Annotated in this window: 17 protein-coding genes; 8 read left to right on the top strand and 9 right to left on the bottom strand. The window is 61.8% G+C overall.

Features of this window, described 5'->3' with window-relative positions; all coding sequences use genetic code 11:
- The 6 genes from AC07OJ_RS22250 to gloB all read right to left on the bottom strand — a co-directional run bounded on the left by AC07OJ_RS22250 (position 1) and on the right by gloB (position 9,163).
- Positions 1 to 1,020 carry an ABC transporter permease gene (locus tag AC07OJ_RS22250; RefSeq protein WP_065906391.1) on the bottom strand — a complete coding sequence of 340 codons (1,020 nt, stop codon included), beginning with the start codon at positions 1,018 to 1,020 and terminating at the stop codon, positions 1 to 3.
- Position 1,021: 1 nt separating this feature from the next.
- Positions 1,022 to 2,095 (bottom strand): microcin C ABC transporter permease YejB, encoded by a 1,074-nt coding sequence (locus tag AC07OJ_RS22245; RefSeq protein ID WP_065906392.1) that lies wholly within the window; start codon positions 2,093 to 2,095, stop codon positions 1,022 to 1,024.
- Positions 2,096 to 3,934 (bottom strand): extracellular solute-binding protein, encoded by a 1,839-nt coding sequence (locus tag AC07OJ_RS22240; RefSeq protein WP_495095207.1) that lies wholly within the window; start codon positions 3,932 to 3,934, stop codon positions 2,096 to 2,098.
- Positions 3,931 to 5,760, bottom strand: coding sequence for an extracellular solute-binding protein (locus AC07OJ_RS22235; protein ID WP_495095206.1), 1,830 nt, complete (start codon positions 5,758 to 5,760; stop codon positions 3,931 to 3,933). The genes AC07OJ_RS22240 and AC07OJ_RS22235 overlap by 4 nt, the downstream gene beginning before the upstream one ends.
- A 1,124-nt stretch (positions 5,761 to 6,884) precedes the next feature.
- Positions 6,885 to 8,297 carry a lytic transglycosylase domain-containing protein gene (locus tag AC07OJ_RS22230; protein ID WP_065906399.1) on the bottom strand — a complete coding sequence of 471 codons (1,413 nt, stop codon included), beginning with the start codon at positions 8,295 to 8,297 and terminating at the stop codon, positions 6,885 to 6,887.
- Between the two features lie 98 nt (positions 8,298 to 8,395).
- Positions 8,396 to 9,163: a hydroxyacylglutathione hydrolase gene (gloB, locus tag AC07OJ_RS22225; RefSeq protein ID WP_495095205.1), complete on the bottom strand. Its 768-nt coding sequence runs from the start codon at positions 9,161 to 9,163 to the stop codon at positions 8,396 to 8,398.
- A 65-nt stretch (positions 9,164 to 9,228) separates the two neighbouring features.
- Between gloB and AC07OJ_RS22220 the strand changes: the two genes are divergently transcribed.
- The 5 genes from AC07OJ_RS22220 (at position 9,229) to AC07OJ_RS22200 (ending at position 14,300) form a co-directional block, all read left to right on the top strand.
- On the top strand, positions 9,229 to 9,987 hold the full coding sequence (locus AC07OJ_RS22220) for a class I SAM-dependent methyltransferase (protein WP_201144156.1): 759 nt from the start codon (positions 9,229 to 9,231) through the stop codon (positions 9,985 to 9,987).
- Between the two features lie 29 nt (positions 9,988 to 10,016).
- On the top strand, positions 10,017 to 10,469 hold the full coding sequence (gene rnhA / locus AC07OJ_RS22215; RefSeq protein ID WP_003173571.1) for a ribonuclease HI: 453 nt from the start codon (positions 10,017 to 10,019) through the stop codon (positions 10,467 to 10,469).
- Between the two features lie 70 nt (positions 10,470 to 10,539).
- A complete protein-coding gene (gene dnaQ / locus AC07OJ_RS22210; RefSeq protein WP_162946153.1) occupies positions 10,540 to 11,280 on the top strand; it encodes a DNA polymerase III subunit epsilon in 741 nt (246 codons plus the stop codon).
- 189 nt (positions 11,281 to 11,469) lie between these two features.
- Entirely contained in the window at positions 11,470 to 13,725 is a 2,256-nt protein-coding gene (locus AC07OJ_RS22205; RefSeq protein ID WP_315420272.1) for an Orn/Lys/Arg family decarboxylase, read from the top strand.
- Between the two features lie 8 nt (positions 13,726 to 13,733).
- Entirely contained in the window at positions 13,734 to 14,300 is a 567-nt protein-coding gene (locus AC07OJ_RS22200) for a GNAT family N-acetyltransferase (protein ID WP_083221450.1), read from the top strand.
- Here the strand turns inward: AC07OJ_RS22200 and AC07OJ_RS22195 are convergent.
- Positions 14,290 to 15,210 carry a LysR substrate-binding domain-containing protein gene (locus AC07OJ_RS22195; protein ID WP_120448362.1) on the bottom strand — a complete coding sequence of 307 codons (921 nt, stop codon included), beginning with the start codon at positions 15,208 to 15,210 and terminating at the stop codon, positions 14,290 to 14,292. The genes AC07OJ_RS22200 and AC07OJ_RS22195 overlap by 11 nt on opposite strands.
- Positions 15,211 to 15,365: 155 nt before the next feature.
- Between AC07OJ_RS22195 and gspG the strand changes: the two genes are divergently transcribed.
- Positions 15,366 to 15,812: a type II secretion system major pseudopilin GspG gene (gspG, locus tag AC07OJ_RS22190; protein WP_495095204.1), complete on the top strand. Its 447-nt coding sequence runs from the start codon at positions 15,366 to 15,368 to the stop codon at positions 15,810 to 15,812.
- A 102-nt stretch (positions 15,813 to 15,914) separates the two neighbouring features.
- The gene (locus AC07OJ_RS22185) at positions 15,915 to 16,259 is read left to right on the top strand and encodes a hypothetical protein (RefSeq protein ID WP_106804185.1); all 345 of its coding nucleotides are present in this window, start codon (positions 15,915 to 15,917) and stop codon (positions 16,257 to 16,259) included.
- Positions 16,260 to 16,322: 63 nt separating this feature from the next.
- On the opposite strand, the gene AC07OJ_RS22180 is transcribed toward AC07OJ_RS22185, so the two are convergent.
- Positions 16,323 to 16,559 (bottom strand): hypothetical protein, encoded by a 237-nt coding sequence (locus AC07OJ_RS22180; protein WP_027606489.1) that lies wholly within the window; start codon positions 16,557 to 16,559, stop codon positions 16,323 to 16,325.
- 227 nt (positions 16,560 to 16,786) lie between these two features.
- Here AC07OJ_RS22180 and AC07OJ_RS22175 point away from each other — a divergent pair, with 227 nt between their 5' ends.
- Positions 16,787 to 17,344, top strand: a complete 558-nt coding sequence (locus AC07OJ_RS22175) for an NADPH-dependent FMN reductase (protein WP_106804184.1) — start codon at positions 16,787 to 16,789, stop codon at positions 17,342 to 17,344.
- Positions 17,345 to 17,401: 57 nt separating this feature from the next.
- On the opposite strand, the gene poxB is transcribed toward AC07OJ_RS22175, so the two are convergent.
- On the bottom strand, positions 17,402 to 19,126 hold the full coding sequence (gene poxB, locus AC07OJ_RS22170; protein ID WP_201144160.1) for a ubiquinone-dependent pyruvate dehydrogenase: 1,725 nt from the start codon (positions 19,124 to 19,126) through the stop codon (positions 17,402 to 17,404).
- Between the last annotated feature and the right edge of the window lie 37 nt (positions 19,127 to 19,163).

Below are 19,163 nucleotides of genomic sequence, written 5' to 3'. Positions count from 1 at the left end.
TCATTTCCTCGGGTCGAAGGCATCGCGAGCGGACTCGCCGATAAACACCAGCAGACTCAACATGATCGCCAGCACGGCAAACGCGCTCATGCCCAGCCACGGCGCCTGCAGGTTGGATTTGCCCTGGGCCACCAGTTCACCCAGCGACGGTGAGCCCGCGGGCAAGCCGAAGCCGAGGAAGTCCAGGGCGGTGAGGGTGCCGATGGCGCCGGTGAGAATGAACGGCATGAAGGTCATGGTCGAGACCATGGCATTGGGCAGGATGTGGCGGAACATGATCGCGCCGTTCTGCATGCCCAGTGCCCGGGCCGCGCGTACGTATTCCAGGTTGCGCCCGCGCAGGAACTCGGCGCGCACCACGTCCACCAGGCTCATCCAGGAAAACAGCAGCATGATCCCCAGCAGCCACCAGAAGTTGGGCTGCACGAAGCTGGCGAGGATGATCAGCAGGTACAGCACCGGCAAACCGGACCAGATTTCCAGGAAGCGCTGCCCGGCCAGGTCGACCCAGCCGCCATAGAAGCCCTGCAGGGCGCCGGCGATCACGCCGATGATCGAGCTGAGCACGGTCAGCGTCAGGGCGAACAGTACCGACACGCGAAAGCCATAGATCACCCGCGCGAGCACGTCACGGCCCTGGTCATCGGTACCCAGCAGGTTCACCGCGGACGGTGGCGCCGGGGCCGGTACTTTGAGGTCGTAGTTGATGCTCTGGTAGCTGAACGGGATGGGCGCCCACAAGGTCCAGGCATCCTTGGCCTTGAGCAATTCCTGGATATACGGGCTCTTGTAGTTGGCTTCCAGCGGGAATTCGCCGCCGAAGGTGGTCTCCGGGTAGCGCTTGAGCGCCGGGAAATACCAGTCGCCATCGAAGTGCACGGCCAGCGGCTTGTCGTTGGCGATCAACTCCGCGCCCAGGCTCAGCACAAACAGGATCAGGAACAGCCACAGCGACCACCAGCCACGCTTGTTGGCCTTGAACCGCTCGAACCGGCGGCGATTGAGGGGGGATAGATTCATCTCAATGCTCCCGGCTGGCGAAGTCGATGCGTGGATCGACCAGGGTGTAGGTGAGGTCGCCGATCAGTTTCACGATCAGCCCCAGCAGGGTGAAGATGAACAGCGTGCCGAACACCACCGGGTAGTCGCGGTTGATGGCCGCTTCAAAGCTCATCAGGCCGAGGCCGTCGAGGGAGAAGATCACTTCGACCAGCAAGGAGCCGGTGAAGAAGATGCCGATGAACGCCGAGGGGAAGCCCGCGATCACCAGCAACATTGCATTGCGGAACACGTGGCCGTAGAGCACGCGGCGGTTGGTCAACCCCTTGGCCTTGGCGGTGACCACGTACTGCTTGTTGATCTCGTCAAGAAAGCTGTTCTTGGTCAGCAGGGTCATAGTGGCGAAGTTACCGATCACCAGTGCGGTAATCGGCAGCGCCAGGTGCCAGAAGTAGTCGAGAATCTTGCCGCCCCAACTCAGTTCGTCGAAGTTGTTGGACGTCAGTCCGCGCAACGGGAACCAGTCGAAATAACTGCCGCCGGCAAACACCACGATCAACAGGATCGCAAACAGGAACGCCGGGATCGCGTAGCCGACGATGATCGCCGAGCTGGTCCACACATCAAAGTGGCTGCCGTGTCGCGTGGCCTTGGCGATCCCCAGCGGGATCGACACCAGGTACATGATCAGCGTGCTCCACAGCCCGAGGGAGATGGACACCGGCATCTTTTCCTTGATCAGGTCGATGACCTTGGCGTCGCGGAAGAAGCTGTCGCCGAAATCCAGCGTGGCGTAGTTCTTGACCATGATCCACAGGCGTTCCGGCGCCGACTTGTCGAAGCCGTACATCTTCTCGATTTCCTTGATCAGCGCCGGGTCCAGGCCCTGGGCGCCACGGTAGCTGGAGCCGGCCACCGCGACTTCGGCACCGCCGCCGGCGATGCGGCTGGTGGCGCCTTCAAAGCCTTCGAGCTTGGCGATCATCTGCTCGACCGGCCCACCGGGCGCGGCCTGGATGATCACAAAGTTGATCAGCAGGATGCCGAACAGCGTGGGGATGATCAGTAACAGGCGGCGAATAATATAGGCCAGCATTCAATCGCCTCCGCTCGCCGGATCGGCGGTCTGGGTGGTGTCCACGGTTACTGCCGGCTTGGCATCGGGCTTGGCCCACCAGGTGGCGGTGCCGACGTCATAGCGTGGTGAGACTTTCGGGTGGCCGAGGTGGTCCCAGTACGCCACGCGGTAGGTCTTGATGTGCCAGTTGGGGATCACGTAGTAACCGAACTGCAGCACACGGTCCAGGGCCTTGGCATGGGCCACCAGGCTTTGGCGCGAGTCGGCGTCGATCAGCTCTTCCACCAGTTGGTCGACGGCCGGGTCCTTGAGCCCCATGTAGTTGCGGCTGCCGGGTTTGTCGGCGCTGGACGACGACCAGAATTCGCGCTGCTCGTTACCCGGTGAGGTGGACTGCGGGAAACTGCCGACCAGCATGTCGAAGTCCCGCGAGCGAATACGGTTGACGAACTGCGAGACGTCGACCCGGCGGATCACCAGGTCGATGCCCAGGTCGGCGAGGTTGCGCTTGAATGGCAGCAGGATGCGTTCGAACTCGGTCTGGGCGAGCAGGAACTCGATGGTCACCGGTTTGCCGGTAGTGTCGACCATCTTGTCGTCGACGATGCGCCAGCCGGCTTCCTGCAGCAGTTGATAGGCCTCGCGCTGCTGGGTGCGGATCATGCCGCTGCCGTCGGTTTTGGCCGGTTCGAAGGCCTGGGTGAAGACCTCGGCGGGGATGTTGTCGCGCAGCGGCTCGAGGATCTTCAGCTCGTCCGGTCCGGGCAGGCCGGTGGCGGCCATTTCGGAGTTTTCGAAATAACTGCGGGTACGGGTGTAGGCGCCGTTGAACAGCTGTTTGTTGCTCCATTCGAAGTCCAGCAACAGGCTGATCGCCTTGCGCACGCGCACATCCTGGAACATCGGCTTGCGCGTATTGAACACAAAGCCCTGCATGCCGGTAGGGTTGCCGTTGGGGATTTCTTCCTTGATCAGCCGGCCCTGGGCTACCGCCGGAATGTTGTAGGCGTTGGCCCAGTTCTTGGCACTGAACTCCAGCCAGTAATCGAACTGTCCGGCCTTCAACGCTTCCAGGGAGACGGTGCTGTCGCGGTAGTAGTCGGTGATGCGGTTATCGAAATTGTAGAAACCTTTAGTGATCGGCAGGTCCTTGGCCCAGTAGTCCTTGACCCGCTCGTAGCGGATCATGCGCCCGGCCTTGACCTCGGCGACCTGGTACGGCCCGCTGCCCAGCGGCACTTCCAGGTTGCCCTTGGCAAACTCGCGCGTGGCCCACCAGTGCTTGGGCAATACCGGCAGTTGCCCGAGGATCAGCGGCAATTCACGATTGTTGGTGCGCTTGAACTTGAACAGCACGCGCAGTGGATCCTCGGCGACCACTTCGTCGACGTCGGCATAGTAGGTGCGGTAGATCGGCGAGCCTTCCTTGAGCAGGGTCTGGAAGGTGAACACCACGTCTTCGGCACGGATCGGGTGACCGTCGTGGAAGCGCGCTTCGGGGCGCAGGTAGAAGCGCACCCAACTGTTGTCCGGGGCCTTTTCGATCTTGCCGGCGACCAGCCCGTACTCCGTGATCGGTTCGTCCAGGCTCTGCATGGCCAGGGTATCGTAGATCAACCCCAGGTTGTCGGCGGGCACGCCCTTGCTGATGTACGGGTTGAGGCTGTCGAAGCCGCCCATGCTCGACTCGCGGAAGGTGCCGCCCTTGGGCGCGTCCGGGTTGACGTAGTCGAAGTGCTTGAAGTCGGCGGGGTATTTCGGCGGTTCGTTGTAGAGCGTCAACGCATGTTGCGGGGCGGCCTGGGCCGCGGTGCACAGCAACAGGCCGCCAAGCAGGGCAGTACGCAAATACATCATTGGGCTTTCTCCGAAGCTTTCAGCCACCACGCGCTCAGGCCCAGGCTATAGGGCGGCGTGGTGACAAAGGCGAACCGGTTGCGGTACGCCAAGCGATGATAGTTGAGGTACCAGTTGGGAATACTGTAGTGCTGCCACAGCAGCACCCGGTCCAGGGCGCGACCGGCCGCCAGTTGTTCTTCGCGGGTCTTGGCCGCCAGCAGTTGTTCCAGCAGGTGATCGACGATGGGGTTGTTGATGCCTGCGTAGTTCTTGCTGCCCTTGATGGCGGCCTGGCTGGAGTGGAAGTACTGCCACTGTTCGAGGCCGGGGCTCAAGGTCTGGTTGAGGGTGATCAGGATCATGTCGAAGTCGAACTGGTCCAGGCGCTGCTTGTACTGCGCGCGGTCAACCGTGCGCAGGCGCGCGTCGATGCCGATGCTGATCAGGTTCTCGACGTACGGCTGCAGGATGCGCTCCAGGTTCGGGTTGACCAGCAGGATCTCGAAGCGCAGCGGTTGCCCGTCCTTGTCGAGCAGACGTTGCCCCGACAGCTTCCAGCCGGCGTCGCCGAGCAGGGCGAGGGCGCGGCGCATGGTTTCGCGGGGGATACCGCGTCCGTCGGTCTGGGGCAGGCTGAAGGCCTGCGTGAACAGGTTGGGCGGCAACTGGTCGCGGTAGGGCGAGAGCATCAGCCATTCATGGCCGATGGGCACCCCGGTGGCGGCGAATTCACTGTTGGGGTAATAGCTGAGGGTACGTTTATAGGCGCCGCTGAACAGCGTGCGGTTGGTCCACTCGAAGTCGAACATCATGCCCAGGGCTTCGCGCACCTTGGTCTGGCTGAAGGTCGGCCGGCGCGTGTTCATGAACAGGCCCTGGCTCTGGGTCGGGATCTGGTGGGCGATCTGTGCCTTGATCACGTCGCCCCGGTTCACCGCCGGGAAGTTGTAGCCATTCGCCCAGTTCTTGGCCTGGTGCTCGATATAGATATCGAACTCACCGGCCTTGAATGCTTCGAAGGCCACGTCGCTGTCGCGGTAGAACTCCACTTCGACCTTGTCGTAGTTATAAAAACCCTGGTTGACCGGCAGGTCCTTGCCCCAGTAGTCCTTGACCCGCTCGAACACCAGCTGCCGCCCAGGGGTGACCTTGCTGATACGGTACGGCCCACTGCCCAAAGGGGGTTCGAAGGTGGTGGCCTTGAAGTCGCGATTCTTCCAGTAGTGCTGGGGCAGCACCGGCAACTCGCCCAGGCGCAGGATCAGCAGCGGATTGCCGGCGCGCTTGAACACAAATCGGATGCGGTGCCGGTTGAGGATATCGACCCGCGCCACTTCCTGCAGGTTGGTGCGGTACTGGGGGTGGCCTTCGGTCAGCAGGGTGCGATAGGAAAACGCCACGTCATACGCGGTGATCGGCTTGCCATCGTGAAAGCGTGCTTCCGGGCGCAGGTTGAACACCACCCAGCTGCGGTCCTCGCTGTACTCCACCGACTGGGCAATCAGCCCATAGCTGGAAGTGGGTTCATCGCCGGACGGCGCGTACTGGCCAGTGCCGACCATCAACGGCTCGTTCAGCTCATTGACGCCGTACTGGAGGAAATTGGGCGTGGAAACCGGGCTGGAGCCCTTGAAAGTGTAGGGGTTGAGCGTATCGAACGTGCCAAATGCCATGACCCGCAAGGTCCCGCCTTTCGGCGCTGCAGGGTTTACCCAATCGAAGTGGGTGAATTTGGCCGGGTACTTGAGCGTGCCGAACTGCGTGTAACCGTGGCTCTCGGTAATCGTCGCGTTCGCACCAAAGCTCAAGGCCAGACTTATTAGTAAAAGGAGGGGACGCTTCAAGTCAGGAATCCGATCCAGGCAGCTTGGGCTTTATGATCGGTACAGTAACAGCTTGTTCCGGTTGGAAAAAGGCTGTTGCGGGGGGTGACTGAGGGCCGGCGAGGTCTTGAGCGGTATGACGGACAAATGTGGGAGCTGGCTTGCCTGCGATAGCATCGGCTCGGTATCACCGATACACCGAGGTGTCTGCATCGCAGGCAAGCCAGCTCCCACACTTGGGCCACGTCGCTTTGGATATTGCGATCCCACAGGGGATTGAAATAACGGCGACACCGCAATCCCCTGTGGGAGTTGTCGAGCTTCAGCGAGGCTGCGAAAGCGCTGTCGCAGGCGAAGAGAATGCCCGCAATGCCGCCGCCTTCGCAGCCTCACCGGGGCAAGCCAGCTCCCACACTTGGGCTGCGTCGCTTCGGATATTGCGATCCCACAGGGGATTGAAATAACGGCGACACCGCAATCCCCTGTGGGAGTTGTCGAGCTTCAGCGAGGCTGCGAAAGCGCTGTCGCAGGCGAAGAGAATGCCCGCAATGCCGCCGCCTTCGCAGCCTCACCGGGGCAAGCCAGCTCCCACACTTGGGCTGCGTCGCTTCGGATATTGCGATCCCACAGGGGATTGAAATAACGGCGACACCGCAATCCCCTGTGGTAGTTGTCGAGCTTCAGCGAGGCTGCGAAAGCGCTGTCGCAGGCGAAGAGAATGCCAGCAATGCCGCCGCTTTCGCAGCCTCACCAGGGCAAGCCAGCTCCCACACTTGGGCTGCGTCGCTTTGGATATTGCGATCCCACAGGGGATTGAAATAACGGCGCCACTGCAATCCCCTGTGGGAGTTGTCGAGCTTCAGCGAGGCTGCGAAAGCGCTGTCTCAGGCGAAGAAAACGCCAGCAATGCCGCCGCCTTCGCAGCCTCACCAGGGCAAGCCAGCTCCCACACTTGGGCCGCGTCGCTTCGGATATTGCGATCCCACAGGGGATTGAAATAACGGCGACACCGCAATCCCCTGTGGGAGTTGTCGAGCTTCAGCGAGGCTGCGAAAGCGGTATCTCAGGCGAAGAGGATGCCAGCAATGCCGCCGCCTTCGCAGCCTCGGCAAGCCAGCTCCCAACTGCGCCCGCTCGTGAGCCGGTTACCGAGGGCCGGAAACCACCAGCATCTGCCCCGGCTTCAACGCCTGGCCAGTGCGCGGGTTCCAGCGCTTGAGATGTTGCATCTCGACGTTGAAACGTTTGGCGACGATATACAGCGAATCGCCTTTCTTGACCTTGTATTGCACCGGCTTCTTGCTGTCAGCCTTGGCCACCAGCTTGCGCGTGTCCTGCATCACCAGGGTCTGGCCGACCTTGAGCGCCTGGCCGTTGAGCTTGTTCCAGCGCTGCAGATCATGCACATCGACCTTGTTCGCCTTGGCGATCAGCGTGAGGTTGTCGCCACTGCGCACCTTGTAGCTGCGGGTACGCCCGGCCACCCGTGCCGTTTCAACTTCGTCGAACACCGGCTTCTTCGGACGCAGCGCCAGCAATTCCTCGGGCTTCATCGCCGAAAGGCTGCTGGTGAGCAGTTGCGCCTTGGAACTTGGCACCAACAGATGCTGCGGGCCATCCAGGGTGGTGCGCTGCTTGAGTGCCGGGTTGAGCTGGAACAGTTCGTCTTCGTCGATCTCGGCCAGCGCGGCGACCCGGGACAGGTCCATGCTCTGCTTGACTTCCACCACTTCGAAATACGGCGTGTTGGCGATCGGGTTCAGGTTGACGCCGTAGGCCTCCGGGGCCAGTACCACCTGGGACAGCGCCAGGAACTTGGGCACGTAGTCCTTGGTTTCCTGGGGCAGGGGCAGGTTCCAGTAGTCGGTGGGCAGGCCGAGCTTCTCGTTGCGCTCGATGGCCCGGCTGACCGTGCCTTCGCCGGCGTTATAGGCGGCCAGCGCCAGCAGCCAGTCACCATTGAACATATCGTGCAGGCGGGTCAGATAGTCCAGGGCGGCGGTGGTGGAGGCGGTGATATCGCGGCGGCCATCATAGGCGCGGGTCTGGCGCAGGTTGAAGTAGCGACCGGTGGAGGGGATGAACTGCCACAGGCCGACCGCATCGCTGCGCGAATAGGCCATTGGGTTGTAGGCACTTTCGATCACTGGCAGCAGCGCCAGCTCCAGGGGCATGTTGCGCTCTTCAAGGCGTTCGACGATGTAATGAATGTAGAGACTGCCGCGTTCACCGGCGTTCTCCAGGAAGGACGGGTTGCTGGCGAACCACAGGCGCTGTTGCTCGATGCGTGGGTTGACGCCCAGTCCGTCCTGCAATTGAAAGCCCCGGCGCATGCGTTCCCAGACATCCTGGGGCACTTCGGGGCTGGGCTTCTCTGAAAGCCAAATAGGTTTTTGCTTGATCTTGGCGGCAAGATTGGGTTTGGGTTGCACGGTGGATTGTGCAGCGAAATTTGTCGATTGGCAGCCCGCCAGAGTCGCGGACACGGCCACCGCCACGGCTTGAGCCAGGCGGGTCAATGCGTCTGAATGGTTGGATTTACGAATAGATGACGACATTGGCTGGAAGTAAGTTCCGGGCAAAAATGTCGGGCGATTCTAGAAAGCACTTTGGTTCCGGTCAACCATTCAGAAATTGCGTATCAGATTGCATCCCGTTAGAACTTATCTTTCCAAGCCCTCAAGCTAGCAAACACCTCGGCCCCAGTGCGGTTGTCGCGGCCATTCCGTTCGTCCGCTTTTTGTTTAACGGATGTTTCAGCGGTACGCAAAAAGGGGTTGGTGAGTTTCTCCAGGGCCAGGTTGGACGGCAGCGTCATCTCGCCGCGGTCACGCAGTTGGCGGACGTTTTCCACGCGTTTGGCGATATCGACGTTGTCCGGTTCCACCGCCTGGGCGAACTTGAGGTTGCTTTGTGTGTATTCGTGGGTGCAATACACCCGCGTGTCGGCGGGCAGGGCGGCCAGGCGTTGCAGCGAAGTGTGCATCTGCTCCGGCGTACCTTCGAACAGGCGCCCGCAACCGGCGGCGAACAGGGTGTCGCCACACAGCAGCACGCCCTGGTGATAAAAGGCGATATGGCCCAGGGTGTGGCCGGGCACGGCGTACACGTCGAAATCCCAGCCGAGCACGCTGATACGGTCGTTATCCTGCAGGGCGACATCCCGCGCCGGGATGTTTTCGTTCGCCGGGCCGTAGACCTTGGCACCCGTCGCGCTTTTGAGTTGTTCGACACCGCCGACATGATCATGGTGATGGTGGGTGACCAGGATGTCGCTGAGGGTCCAGTCCGGGTTCTGCTTGAGCCAGGCCAGCACGGGCGCGGCATCGCCGGGGTCGACCACGGCGCAGCGGTTGGTCTCGGGGTCTTGTAACACCCAGATGTAGTTATCGGTGAAGGCGGGCAGGGCACTGATCTGTATCATTCTTCGATTCGCCAAGCTGAACACATTGGTGCATCTTAGAACGTCTAGGCGAGTTGGAGAATGCAATGACTGATAAAGCGTTCGCCCAGGCCGATCCTGAGTGGCTGGCACTGATCAGCGCCGCCCGCGAATGGCTGTCCGGGCCGATCGGGCAATTTCTGCTGGATGAAGAGCGGCGCATGCTCGAAGACGAGTTGGGCCGGTTCTTTGGCGGCTACCTGGTGCACTACGGCCCGTCGGCCCAGACACCGCCTGCCGCGCCGCAGGTGCAACGCAACGTGCGCCTGGGGGCGCCGTTGCCCGGGGTGGAGATCGTCTGCGAAGAGCAGGCCTGGCCGTTGAGCGAGCACGCCGCCGATGTGGTGGTGTTGCAGCACGGCCTGGATTTCTGCCTGTCGCCCCACGGTTTGTTGCGCGAAGCAGCGAGCAGTGTGCGCCCTGGTGGCCATTTGCTGATTGTCGGCATCAACCCCTGGAGCAGTTGGGGCCTGCGCCATGTGTTCGCCCATGACGGCTTGCGCCAGGCACGCTGCATCTCGCCGTCGCGGGTCGGCGACTGGCTGAACCTGCTGGGCTTCGCGCTGGAGAAACGCCGCTTCGGGTGCTATCGTCCGCCGCTTGCGTCAGCCAAGTGGCAAGGCCGCCTGGCCGGCTGGGAACGCCGCGCGGGTGCCTGGCAGTTGTCTGGCGGCGGCTTCTATTTATTGGTGGCGCGCAAGATCGTGGTCGGGCTGCGTCCCGTGCGCCAGGTACCACGCCAGTCCATGGGCAAGCTGGTGCCGATGCCGATGGCCAAGGTCAACCGCAAGCAAAGCGAACCGTAAAACTTTTTTGATTTCAGACCGAGCAACCGATGACCGATAGCGTAGAACTCTTCACTGATGGTGCCTGCAAGGGCAACCCCGGCCCTGGCGGCTGGGGCGCGTTGCTGGTGTGCAAGGGCGTGGAGAAGGAGTTGTGGGGCGGCGAAGCCAACACCACCAACAACCGCATGGAACTGATGGGCGCGATTCGCGGCCTCGAAGAACTCAAGCGCCGCTGCAACGTGCTGCTGGTGACCGACTCGCAATACGTGATGAAGGGCATCAACGAGTGGATGGTCAACTGGAAGAAGCGTGGCTGGAAAACCGCGGCCAAGGAACCGGTGAAGAATGCCGACCTGTGGCAACTGCTCGATGAGCAATGCAATCGCCATGACATCACCTGGAAATGGGTGCGCGGTCACATCGGCCATCCGGGCAACGAGCGCGCCGACCAACTGGCCAACCGGGGCGTGGATGAAGTGCGCGGCTACAAGCAGAGTTGAAGCCTGCTGACGTGTTAACATCGCGCCCTTTGATTCACACCACACCGTTGAGAGCTGAACCCTGATGGCCATCCGATCTGTTGTACTCGATACCGAAACCACCGGCATGCCGGTGACCGACGGCCACCGGATCATTGAAATCGGCTGTGTCGAACTGATGGGTCGCCGCCTTACCGGTCGCCACTTCCACGTCTACCTGCAACCGGATCGCGACAGTGACGAAGGCGCGATCGGCGTCCACGGCATCACCGACGAGTTCCTCAAGGGCAAGCCGCGATTCGCCGAAGTGGCGGACGAGTTCTTCGAATTCATCAACGGCGCCCAACTGATCATCCATAACGCGGCGTTCGACGTCGGCTTCATCAATAATGAATTTGCCCTGATGGGGCAGACGGATCGCGCGGACATTTCCCAGCACTGCTCGATCCTCGACACCTTGATGATGGCCCGCGAGCGTCACCCCGGCCAGCGCAACAGCCTCGATGCGTTGTGCAAGCGTTATGGCGTCGACAACTCCGGCCGTGAACTCCACGGCGCCTTGCTCGACTCCGAGATTCTCGCCGACGTTTACCTGACCATGACGGGCGGGCAAACCAGCCTGTCCCTGGCAGGGAACGCGTCCGATGGCAGCGGTTCGGCGGAAGGCTCGGGCAACCGGCCTTCGGAGATCCGTCGCCTGCCGGCGGACCGCAAGCCCACCACGATCATCCGCGCCAGCGAGCAAGACCTGGCCGAGCATGCCGCGCGCCTGGAAGCGATTGCCAAGTCGGCGGGCGCGCCGGCGTTGTGGACTCAACTGACCCAGCAATAACCGGTCCCCCTGTGGGAACCGGCTTGCCGGCGATAGCGATGTATCAGCCATGGATAACGCGGCTGGCTCGACGCTATCGGCGGCAAGCCGGCGCCTGCAGCTGATGTGCATCGCTTTCAAAATCTTCATTCGCGCCAACGCCCGCAAGCTTCTACCCTGAGTGCATAGCCCTCAGGACTGCCCGCACCCATGTACAAAGACCTGAAGTTCCCAGTGCTGATCGTGCACCGTGACATCAAGGCCGACACCGTTGCCGGTGATCGGGTTCGAGGCATCGCCGGGGAGTTGGAGCAAGAGGGCTTCAGTATCTTTTCCGCGGTGGACTACGCCGAAGGCCGGCTGGTGGCCTCTACCCATCACGGCCTGGCGTGCATGCTGATTGCCGCTGAAGGCGCCGGCGAAAACACCCACCTGCTGCAGAACATGGTCGAGCTGATCCGCCTCGCGCGGGTGCGGGCGCCGAACCTGCCGATCTTTGCCCTGGGCGAGCAAGTCACCCTGGAGAACGCACCGGCCGATGCCATGAGCGAACTCAACCAACTGCGTGGCATTCTTTACCTGTTCGAAGACACCGTGCCGTTTCTCGCCCGTCAAGTGGCGCGTGCGGCTCGCACTTACCTGGACGGCCTGTTGCCGCCGTTTTTCAAGGCGCTGGTGCAGCACACCGCCGACTCCAATTATTCCTGGCACACCCCCGGCCATGGCGGCGGCGTGGCTTATCGCAAGAGCCCGGTGGGGCAGGCGTTTCATCAGTTCTTTGGCGAGAACACCCTGCGCTCGGACTTGTCGGTCTCGGTGCCCGAACTGGGCTCGCTGCTCGATCACACCGGGCCGCTGGCCGAAGCCGAAGCCCGCGCCGCGCGCAACTTTGGCGCCGATCACACGTTCTTCGTGATCAACGGCACGTCGACCGCCAACAAGATCGTCTGGCACTCCATGGTCGGGCGCGACGACCTGGTGCTGGTGGACCGCAATTGCCACAAGTCGGTGTTGCATTCGATCATCATGACCGGTGCCATCCCGCTGTACCTGTGCCCGGAACGCAACGAACTGGGGATCATCGGCCCGATCCCCCTGAGTGAATTCAGCCCGGAATCGATCCGTGCCAAGATCGAGGCCAGCCCGCTGGCCCGTGGTCGACCGGCGAAGGTCAAGCTGGCGGTGGTGACCAACTCCACCTATGACGGGCTATGCTACAACGCCGAGCTGATCAAGCAGCAATTGGGCAACAGTGTCGAGGTGCTGCACTTTGACGAGGCCTGGTACGCCTACGCCGCCTTCCACGAGTTCTTCGCCGGCCGCTATGGCATGGGCACTTCGCGGACCCCGGACAGCCCGCTGGTGTTCACCACCCACTCAACGCACAAGCTGTTGGCGGCGTTCAGCCAGGCTTCGATGATCCATGTGCAGGACGGCGGCGCCCGCCAGCTGGACCGTGATCGGTTCAATGAAGCGTTCATGATGCATATTTCCACCTCGCCGCAGTACAGCATCATCGCCTCGCTGGACGTGGCCTCGGCGATGATGGAAGGCCCCGCCGGGCGTTCGCTGCTGCAGGAAATGTTCGACGAGGCCCTGAGCTTTCGTCGCGCGCTGGCCAATCTGCGCCAGCACATTGCCGCTGAGGACTGGTGGTTTTCCATCTGGCAACCGCCCTCGGTGGCCGGTATCGACCGCGTGGCGACGGCGGATTGGCTGTTGCAGCCGCAGGATGATTGGCACGGCTTCGGCGATGTGGCTGAGGACTACGTGCTGCTGGACCCGATCAAAGTCACCCTGGTGATGCCGGGACTCAACGCCGGTGGCGCCCTGAGCGACTGCGGCATTCCTGCGGCGGTGGTCAGTAAATTCCTCTGGGAACGTGGGCTGGTGGTGGAAAAGACCGGGTTGTATTCCTTCCTGGTGCTGTTTTCGATGGGCATCACCAAGGGTAAATGGAGTACCTTGCTCACCGAGTTGCTGGAGTTCAAGCGCAACTACGACGCCAATGCCAGCCTGGCCAGTTGTTTGCCATCGGTGTTCGCACAGGGCCCGTTGCGCTATCAGGGCCTCGGCCTGCGTGACCTGTGCGATCAGTTGCATAGCTGTTACCGTAGCAACGCGACCGCCAAGCACCTCAAACGGATGTACACGGTTTTGCCGGAAATCGCGATGAAACCGGCGCACGCCTACGACCAACTGGTCAGGGGCGAGGTGGAAGCGGTGTCTATCGATGCGTTGCCAGGGCGCATAGCCGCGGTGATGCTGGTGCCTTATCCGCCCGGCATCCCGCTGATCATGCCGGGCGAGCGCTTTACCGAGTCGACGCGATCGATCATTGACTACCTGGCCTTTGCCCGGACGTTCGATAGCAGTTTTCCCGGTTTTGTCGCCGATGTTCATGGATTGCAACACGAAGACGACGGCAGTGGTCGTTGTTACACCGTCGATTGCATCAAGGGTTAAGAATGTTTATGCAAGCTGTAATGAACCCGAAGTATCCGGGGCTCAGTGTACGGGTCGCCGACGAAGGCTTTGACGCCTACGTGTGGGGCAATGACTTCAGCTTCGAGGTCGTTGCCTACGGTGAGCCGCAGATGGGCAAGCGGGTCGATCAATGGCCCGTGGAGCGCATCGTGCCGTACCGCAAGTGCTATGGCATCGACCCGGAGGAATTCGCCAGTTTTCGCGATGCGCCGGACAGTGCGATCTTCATGGCCTACCTGGATGATCGGGCGGTCGGGCATATCGTGATCAGTACCAACTGGAACGGCTTTGCCCACGTGGACGAGTTGGCGGTGGCGTTGCCCGCGCGACGCCATGGGGTGGCCAAGGCGTTGCTGGATGTGGCGCAGTTCTGGAGCCGCAAGAAAAACCTGCCGGGCATGATGCTCGAAACCCAGAACAACAACCTGGGCGCCTGCCGTTTGTATGAGCGTTGCGGCTATGTGATGGGCGGGATCGACCACCTGCGCTATCGCGGCATTGATCCGCAGACCCGCGAAGTGGCGATTTTCTGGTATCGGTTGTTCAAGGTGTAGGGGCGAGGGGTTTGGTGTCGCTGGCGAGCAGGCCCTCGGCCTTTTGCGTGACGATCTCCAGCAACGCATTCAGGGCCGGCGAGGCCACGCCCTCCTTGAGGGTCAGCGCATACAGGCTGACCATGATCGGCGGCGACACCGGGCAGGCATCCAGCCCGGCCTCGCGCGCACCGAACGCGGTGAAGGGGTCGACAATCGCCAGGCCTTCGCCGGCCTCCACCATGCTGCGCATCATCTGGTAAGTCTGTACCCGCGTCTGCACCACCGGCAGTGGGCGCAAGGCTTGCAGCTTGGCGTCCAGCAGACGGCTGAGCGGGTCTTGTCCTTCGAGCCCGATCATCGATTGGCCGGCCAGGTCCTGCAGCGCGATGTACTTTTGCTTGGGCTTGAGCCAGCCATGGGGCGCCAGCAGTTGCAGCTTGCCTTGGGCCAGCACGCTGCAGTGGATTTGCGGGTGCTGCGGGTCATGCAGGCTCAAGCCGACGTCGGCTTCATGCAGCAACAGGCTCCGGACGATGTCCCGCGTCGGCTGGCTGGAGAGGTTGCACGGTGTGTCCTGGAAGCGTCGGCGCAGCACTGCAATGCTGTGTGGCAACAATTGGTTGGCCAGCGGCGGGGTGCAGAGGGCGCGCAAGGTCGGAGCGTGATGGTGTTTCAAACGGCTGGCCAGGCGTTGCACCGGTTCCAGCGCTTCCTGCAGGTGGGCCATTTCGACCTGCAGCTCCAGGGTCTCGCGGGTCGCCTGCAAGCGCCCACGCACGCTGGCGAACAACATGAAACCCACTTGCTGCTCGGCATCCTTGAGCGTCGCCTCTACATCGCCCACAGGCAGTTGCAACCATTCGGCGGCCGTGCCGAGGTGTCCGGTCTGCAAGATGGCCTGAATCACTTCGATATGACGTAAACGCATGGCCGGAGTCTAGGGTCAGGAGGACGGGGATTCAATGGGTGGGCAAAAAAGAGCTGGGGCGTTGATTGGCGTCGACTACCGTTAATCATGCACGCAACTGCAACCAGCAGGCTGTATAAAGAGTGTTCAATCGCGCGATGACGGAGAGCCTTACCATGCCGGGAAGTACCAGGGTCAACACCCATCAGCGCCAACACGGCTTTACCCGGTGGGCGGTGTTGGTGGCACTCGTCATCATTGGCTTGCTCGCACTCGCCGTGGGCCCGCGATTGTTTGGCGATGTGGCGCTGACGGAAATTTCCACGGCCAAGACCCAGGTGGCCACGCTCGGTGAGGCCGTCGAGCGGTTCCACCAGGACACCGGCCGCTACCCGACTGACAGCGAGGGCCTTGAGGCCCTGGCCACGCAGCCGGCGGGCGAGACGAAATGGAAGGGGCCCTATGTCGACGAAGACCTGCTGAGCGATCCCTGGGGCGTTGCCTATCAGTACCACTTCCCGCCCACCCAAACGCGAACGCCGTTCGATCTGTTTTCGTTCGGCAAGGACCGCACACTGGGGGGCGTGGGTGAGAACAAGGATATTACCTACGGCGACCAGTAAATCATCTGGCATTACCCATCGACCTGATTAGAATGGCTCGTCTGATCGACAACGACCAAAGCCGGTGACCGGCACACACAACAAAAACAGGTCTGGTCTCATATGCGTTTGCCCTCGATATTCCTCGGGGTAACGGCCAAGCCACTGCTGGTCCTGGTGACCGTAGGGTGCGTGGCCGCTTATCTCTTCAGCAATCATGACGAAATCACCCCGCAAAACCTTGCCCTGGAGGCGTTTATCCGTGCCGAGGAACAGGTGGGCGCGCAGGTGGGTACGGTGCTGGACATGACGCTGGTCAGGCAGGTGGTGGCATATCCCGCGTACAACTCGCCGGGCTACACGCGCCTGATGTATGCGGTGGAGGGCGAGCGGGGGAGGTTGATGGTGACGCTCAAGCAAGTCGACGGGGAGCCGGGGCTGGAAATCACCGAGATCCGTCGGCCGTGATCGCCCGGCCCAGTCAATGCCGTCAATGGCCGGGACTGAGCGGGTACGTTCGGGGGATCAGGCTTATGAAGCGAGGGTGGTCTGCGATTCGCGCACGATGATGGTCCCCGACTGGATCAGCTTGAACTCATCGCCTTCCAGTTTTTCTACACGGTCGCCAATGGCCAGCTTGTAGGTGGTGGTGGGTGCCGAGCCAGCCAGGTCGCCTTGCGCCGGGTTGGATTCCTGGAACTCATGCACCGAGTACACACGTCCTTCTGCGTCTCTGGCATGAAACTGTCCGACTAGTACTGCTGCCATCTGTTTAGAACCTCTGGAGATAAACACTCGATTTGCGGTGGTGTAGACCGTCATAGAGCGGGGTAGTTTACCTATGGAAAAAAAATACTATTCGCTGACCTTTTCAGACACTTCCTACGCATTGGGCTGCGAGACAAACGCCTGGAGGATTATCAAAACCTTCTGGTGAACGCGCCGCGAAGACTCTATAACTACAAGCTCCTTTAGTCAGACGTCGGGAAACCCCAATGAGCAAGGTCTACACGATTGCCGTCCTGGTTGGCAGCTTGAGAAAAGACTCGATCAACCGCAAGGTCGCCCTGGCATTGGCCGAACTGGCCCCTGCCAACCTGAAGTTGAACATTGTGGAAATTGGCGATTTGCCGCTCTACAACGAAGACATCGACGGTGCTGCGCCGCCGGCAGCGTACAGTACTTTCCGTCAGCAAGTACGCTCATCCGACGCGGTGCTGTTTGTGACCCCGGAGTACAACCGCTCCGTGCCCGCCCCGTTGAAGAATGCGATTGACGTGGGTTCGCGCCCATACGGCCAAAGTGCCTGGAGCGGCAAGCCGGGCGCCATCATCAGCGTGTCGCCGGGTGCGATTGGTGGGTTTGGCGCCAACCACCACCTGCGTCAGTCGCTGGTGTTCCTCAATGTGCCGTGCATGCAGCAACCGGAGGCCTACCTGGGTGGCGCGGGCAGCGTGTTCGATGAGTCCGGCAAGGTCTCGGACAAGACCAAGCCGTTCCTGCAGGCCTTTATTGATGCCTACGGCCAGTGGGTAGAAAAACAGACAGCCTGAGCCGATAAGCCGAGCCAAACGGGGGAGTGGGCACGCCCGCTCCCCGCCCAGCCGGCTTTATCGCAGCCAGTTGGTGCGCGCCAGTTCGATCACTTCATCGCCGCGCCCGCTCATCACCGCCTTGAGCATATACAGGCTGAACCCCTTGGCCTGCTCCAGCTTGATGGTGGGCGGCATCACCAGTTCCTGGGTCGCGGTGACCACATCCACCAGCACCGGGCCATCATGGGCCAGGGCGCGACGCAGGGCCGGTTCCAGGTCTTCGGATTGCTCCACGCGAATGCCGAGGATGCCCATGGCGTTGGACATCGCCGCGAAGTCCGGGTTTTTCAACTCGGTGCCGGCATCCAGGTAGCCGGCGGCCTTCATTTCCATGGCGACAAAGCCCAGGGATGAGTTATCGAACACGATGACTTTGACCGGCAACTGCAGCTGTGCCAACGAGATGAAATCCCCCATCAACATGGCAAAGCCGCCGTCACCCGACATCGAAATCACTTGCCGCCCGGGGAATGCCGCCTGGGCACCGATGGCCTGGGGCATGGCATTGGCCATGGAACCATGGTTGAACGAGCCGATCAGCCGGCGCCGGCCATTCATCTTCAAGTAGCGCGCGGCCCACACGGTCGGCGAGCCGACGTCGGCGGTGAAGATGGCATCGTCATCGGCCAACTCACTGAGCAGGCGCGCGACGTACTGCGGGTGAATCGGTCGATTGGCCTTCGACGGTTGCGCGAGGTCATCCAGCCCCTGGCGGGCTTTCTCGTAGTGCTTCAGGGAGGTCTCGAGGAAGCTGCGATCGGTCTTGCGGGTCAGGCGTGGCAACAGCGCGTCGAGGGTCTCGCTGACGTCGGCGGCGATGCCCAGGTCCAGCGTGGCACGACGGCCCAGCGCCTGCGGGTTGCGGTCGACCTGGATGATCTTCGCGTCAGTCGGGTAGAACTGGCGATACGGGAAGTCGGTGCCGAGCATGATCAGCGTGTCGCAGTCGAGCATGGCGTGGTAACCGGAGCTGAAGCCGATCAGGCCGGTCATGCCCACGTCGAACGGGTTGTCCCATTCCACGTGCTCCTTGCCGCGCAGGGCATGCACCACTGGGGCACCCAGGGCGTCGGCCAGGGCGACCACCTGATCGTGGGCACCGGCGCAGCCACTGCCGCACAGCAGGGTGACCTTCTCGCTGCTCTCGAGGATTTCGGTCAGGCGCTGCAGGTCCTGTTCCGCCGGCAGGGTGCGCGGTGCGTGCAGGGCCGGCCAGGGCTTGAGTTTGTCTTCGACCTCCAGCAGCGACACATCCCCCGGAATCACCACCACCGCCACGCCGCGATTGAGGATCGCCGAGCGCATGGCGCGGTGCAGCACGTGCGGCATCTGCTCGGGGTTGGTGACCAGCTCGATGAAGTGGCTGCACTCCTTGAACAACTCCTGGGGATGGGTTTCCTGGAAGTAGTTCAGGCCGATCTCGGACGAAGGGATCTGCGCCGCAATCGCCAGTACCGGCACATGGTTGCGATGGCAGTCGAACAGGCCATTGATCAAGTGCAGGTTGCCCGGCCCACAGCTGCCGGCGCACACGGTCAGTTCACCGGTGGCGGCGGCCTCGGCACCGGCGGCGAAGGCGGCCACTTCTTCGTGGCGCACGTGCATCCACTCGATGCTGTCCATGGTGCGCAGGGCGTCGGTGAGGCCATTGAGGCTGTCGCCGGTCAGGCCCCAGATGCGCTTGATGCCCGCCTGTTCAAGGGTGGTCGCCAATTGCTGGGCCAGGTTGATTTTCGCCATGAAGAACTCCAATCGTCAGTGAGGTTAAAAATTGCTG

It is taken from the genome of Pseudomonas sp. GW821-FHT09C08 (assembly GCF_059418125.1).
Note: the sequence above shows the minus strand (reverse complement) of the source record. Positions and strands in the feature narration are given on the sequence as shown.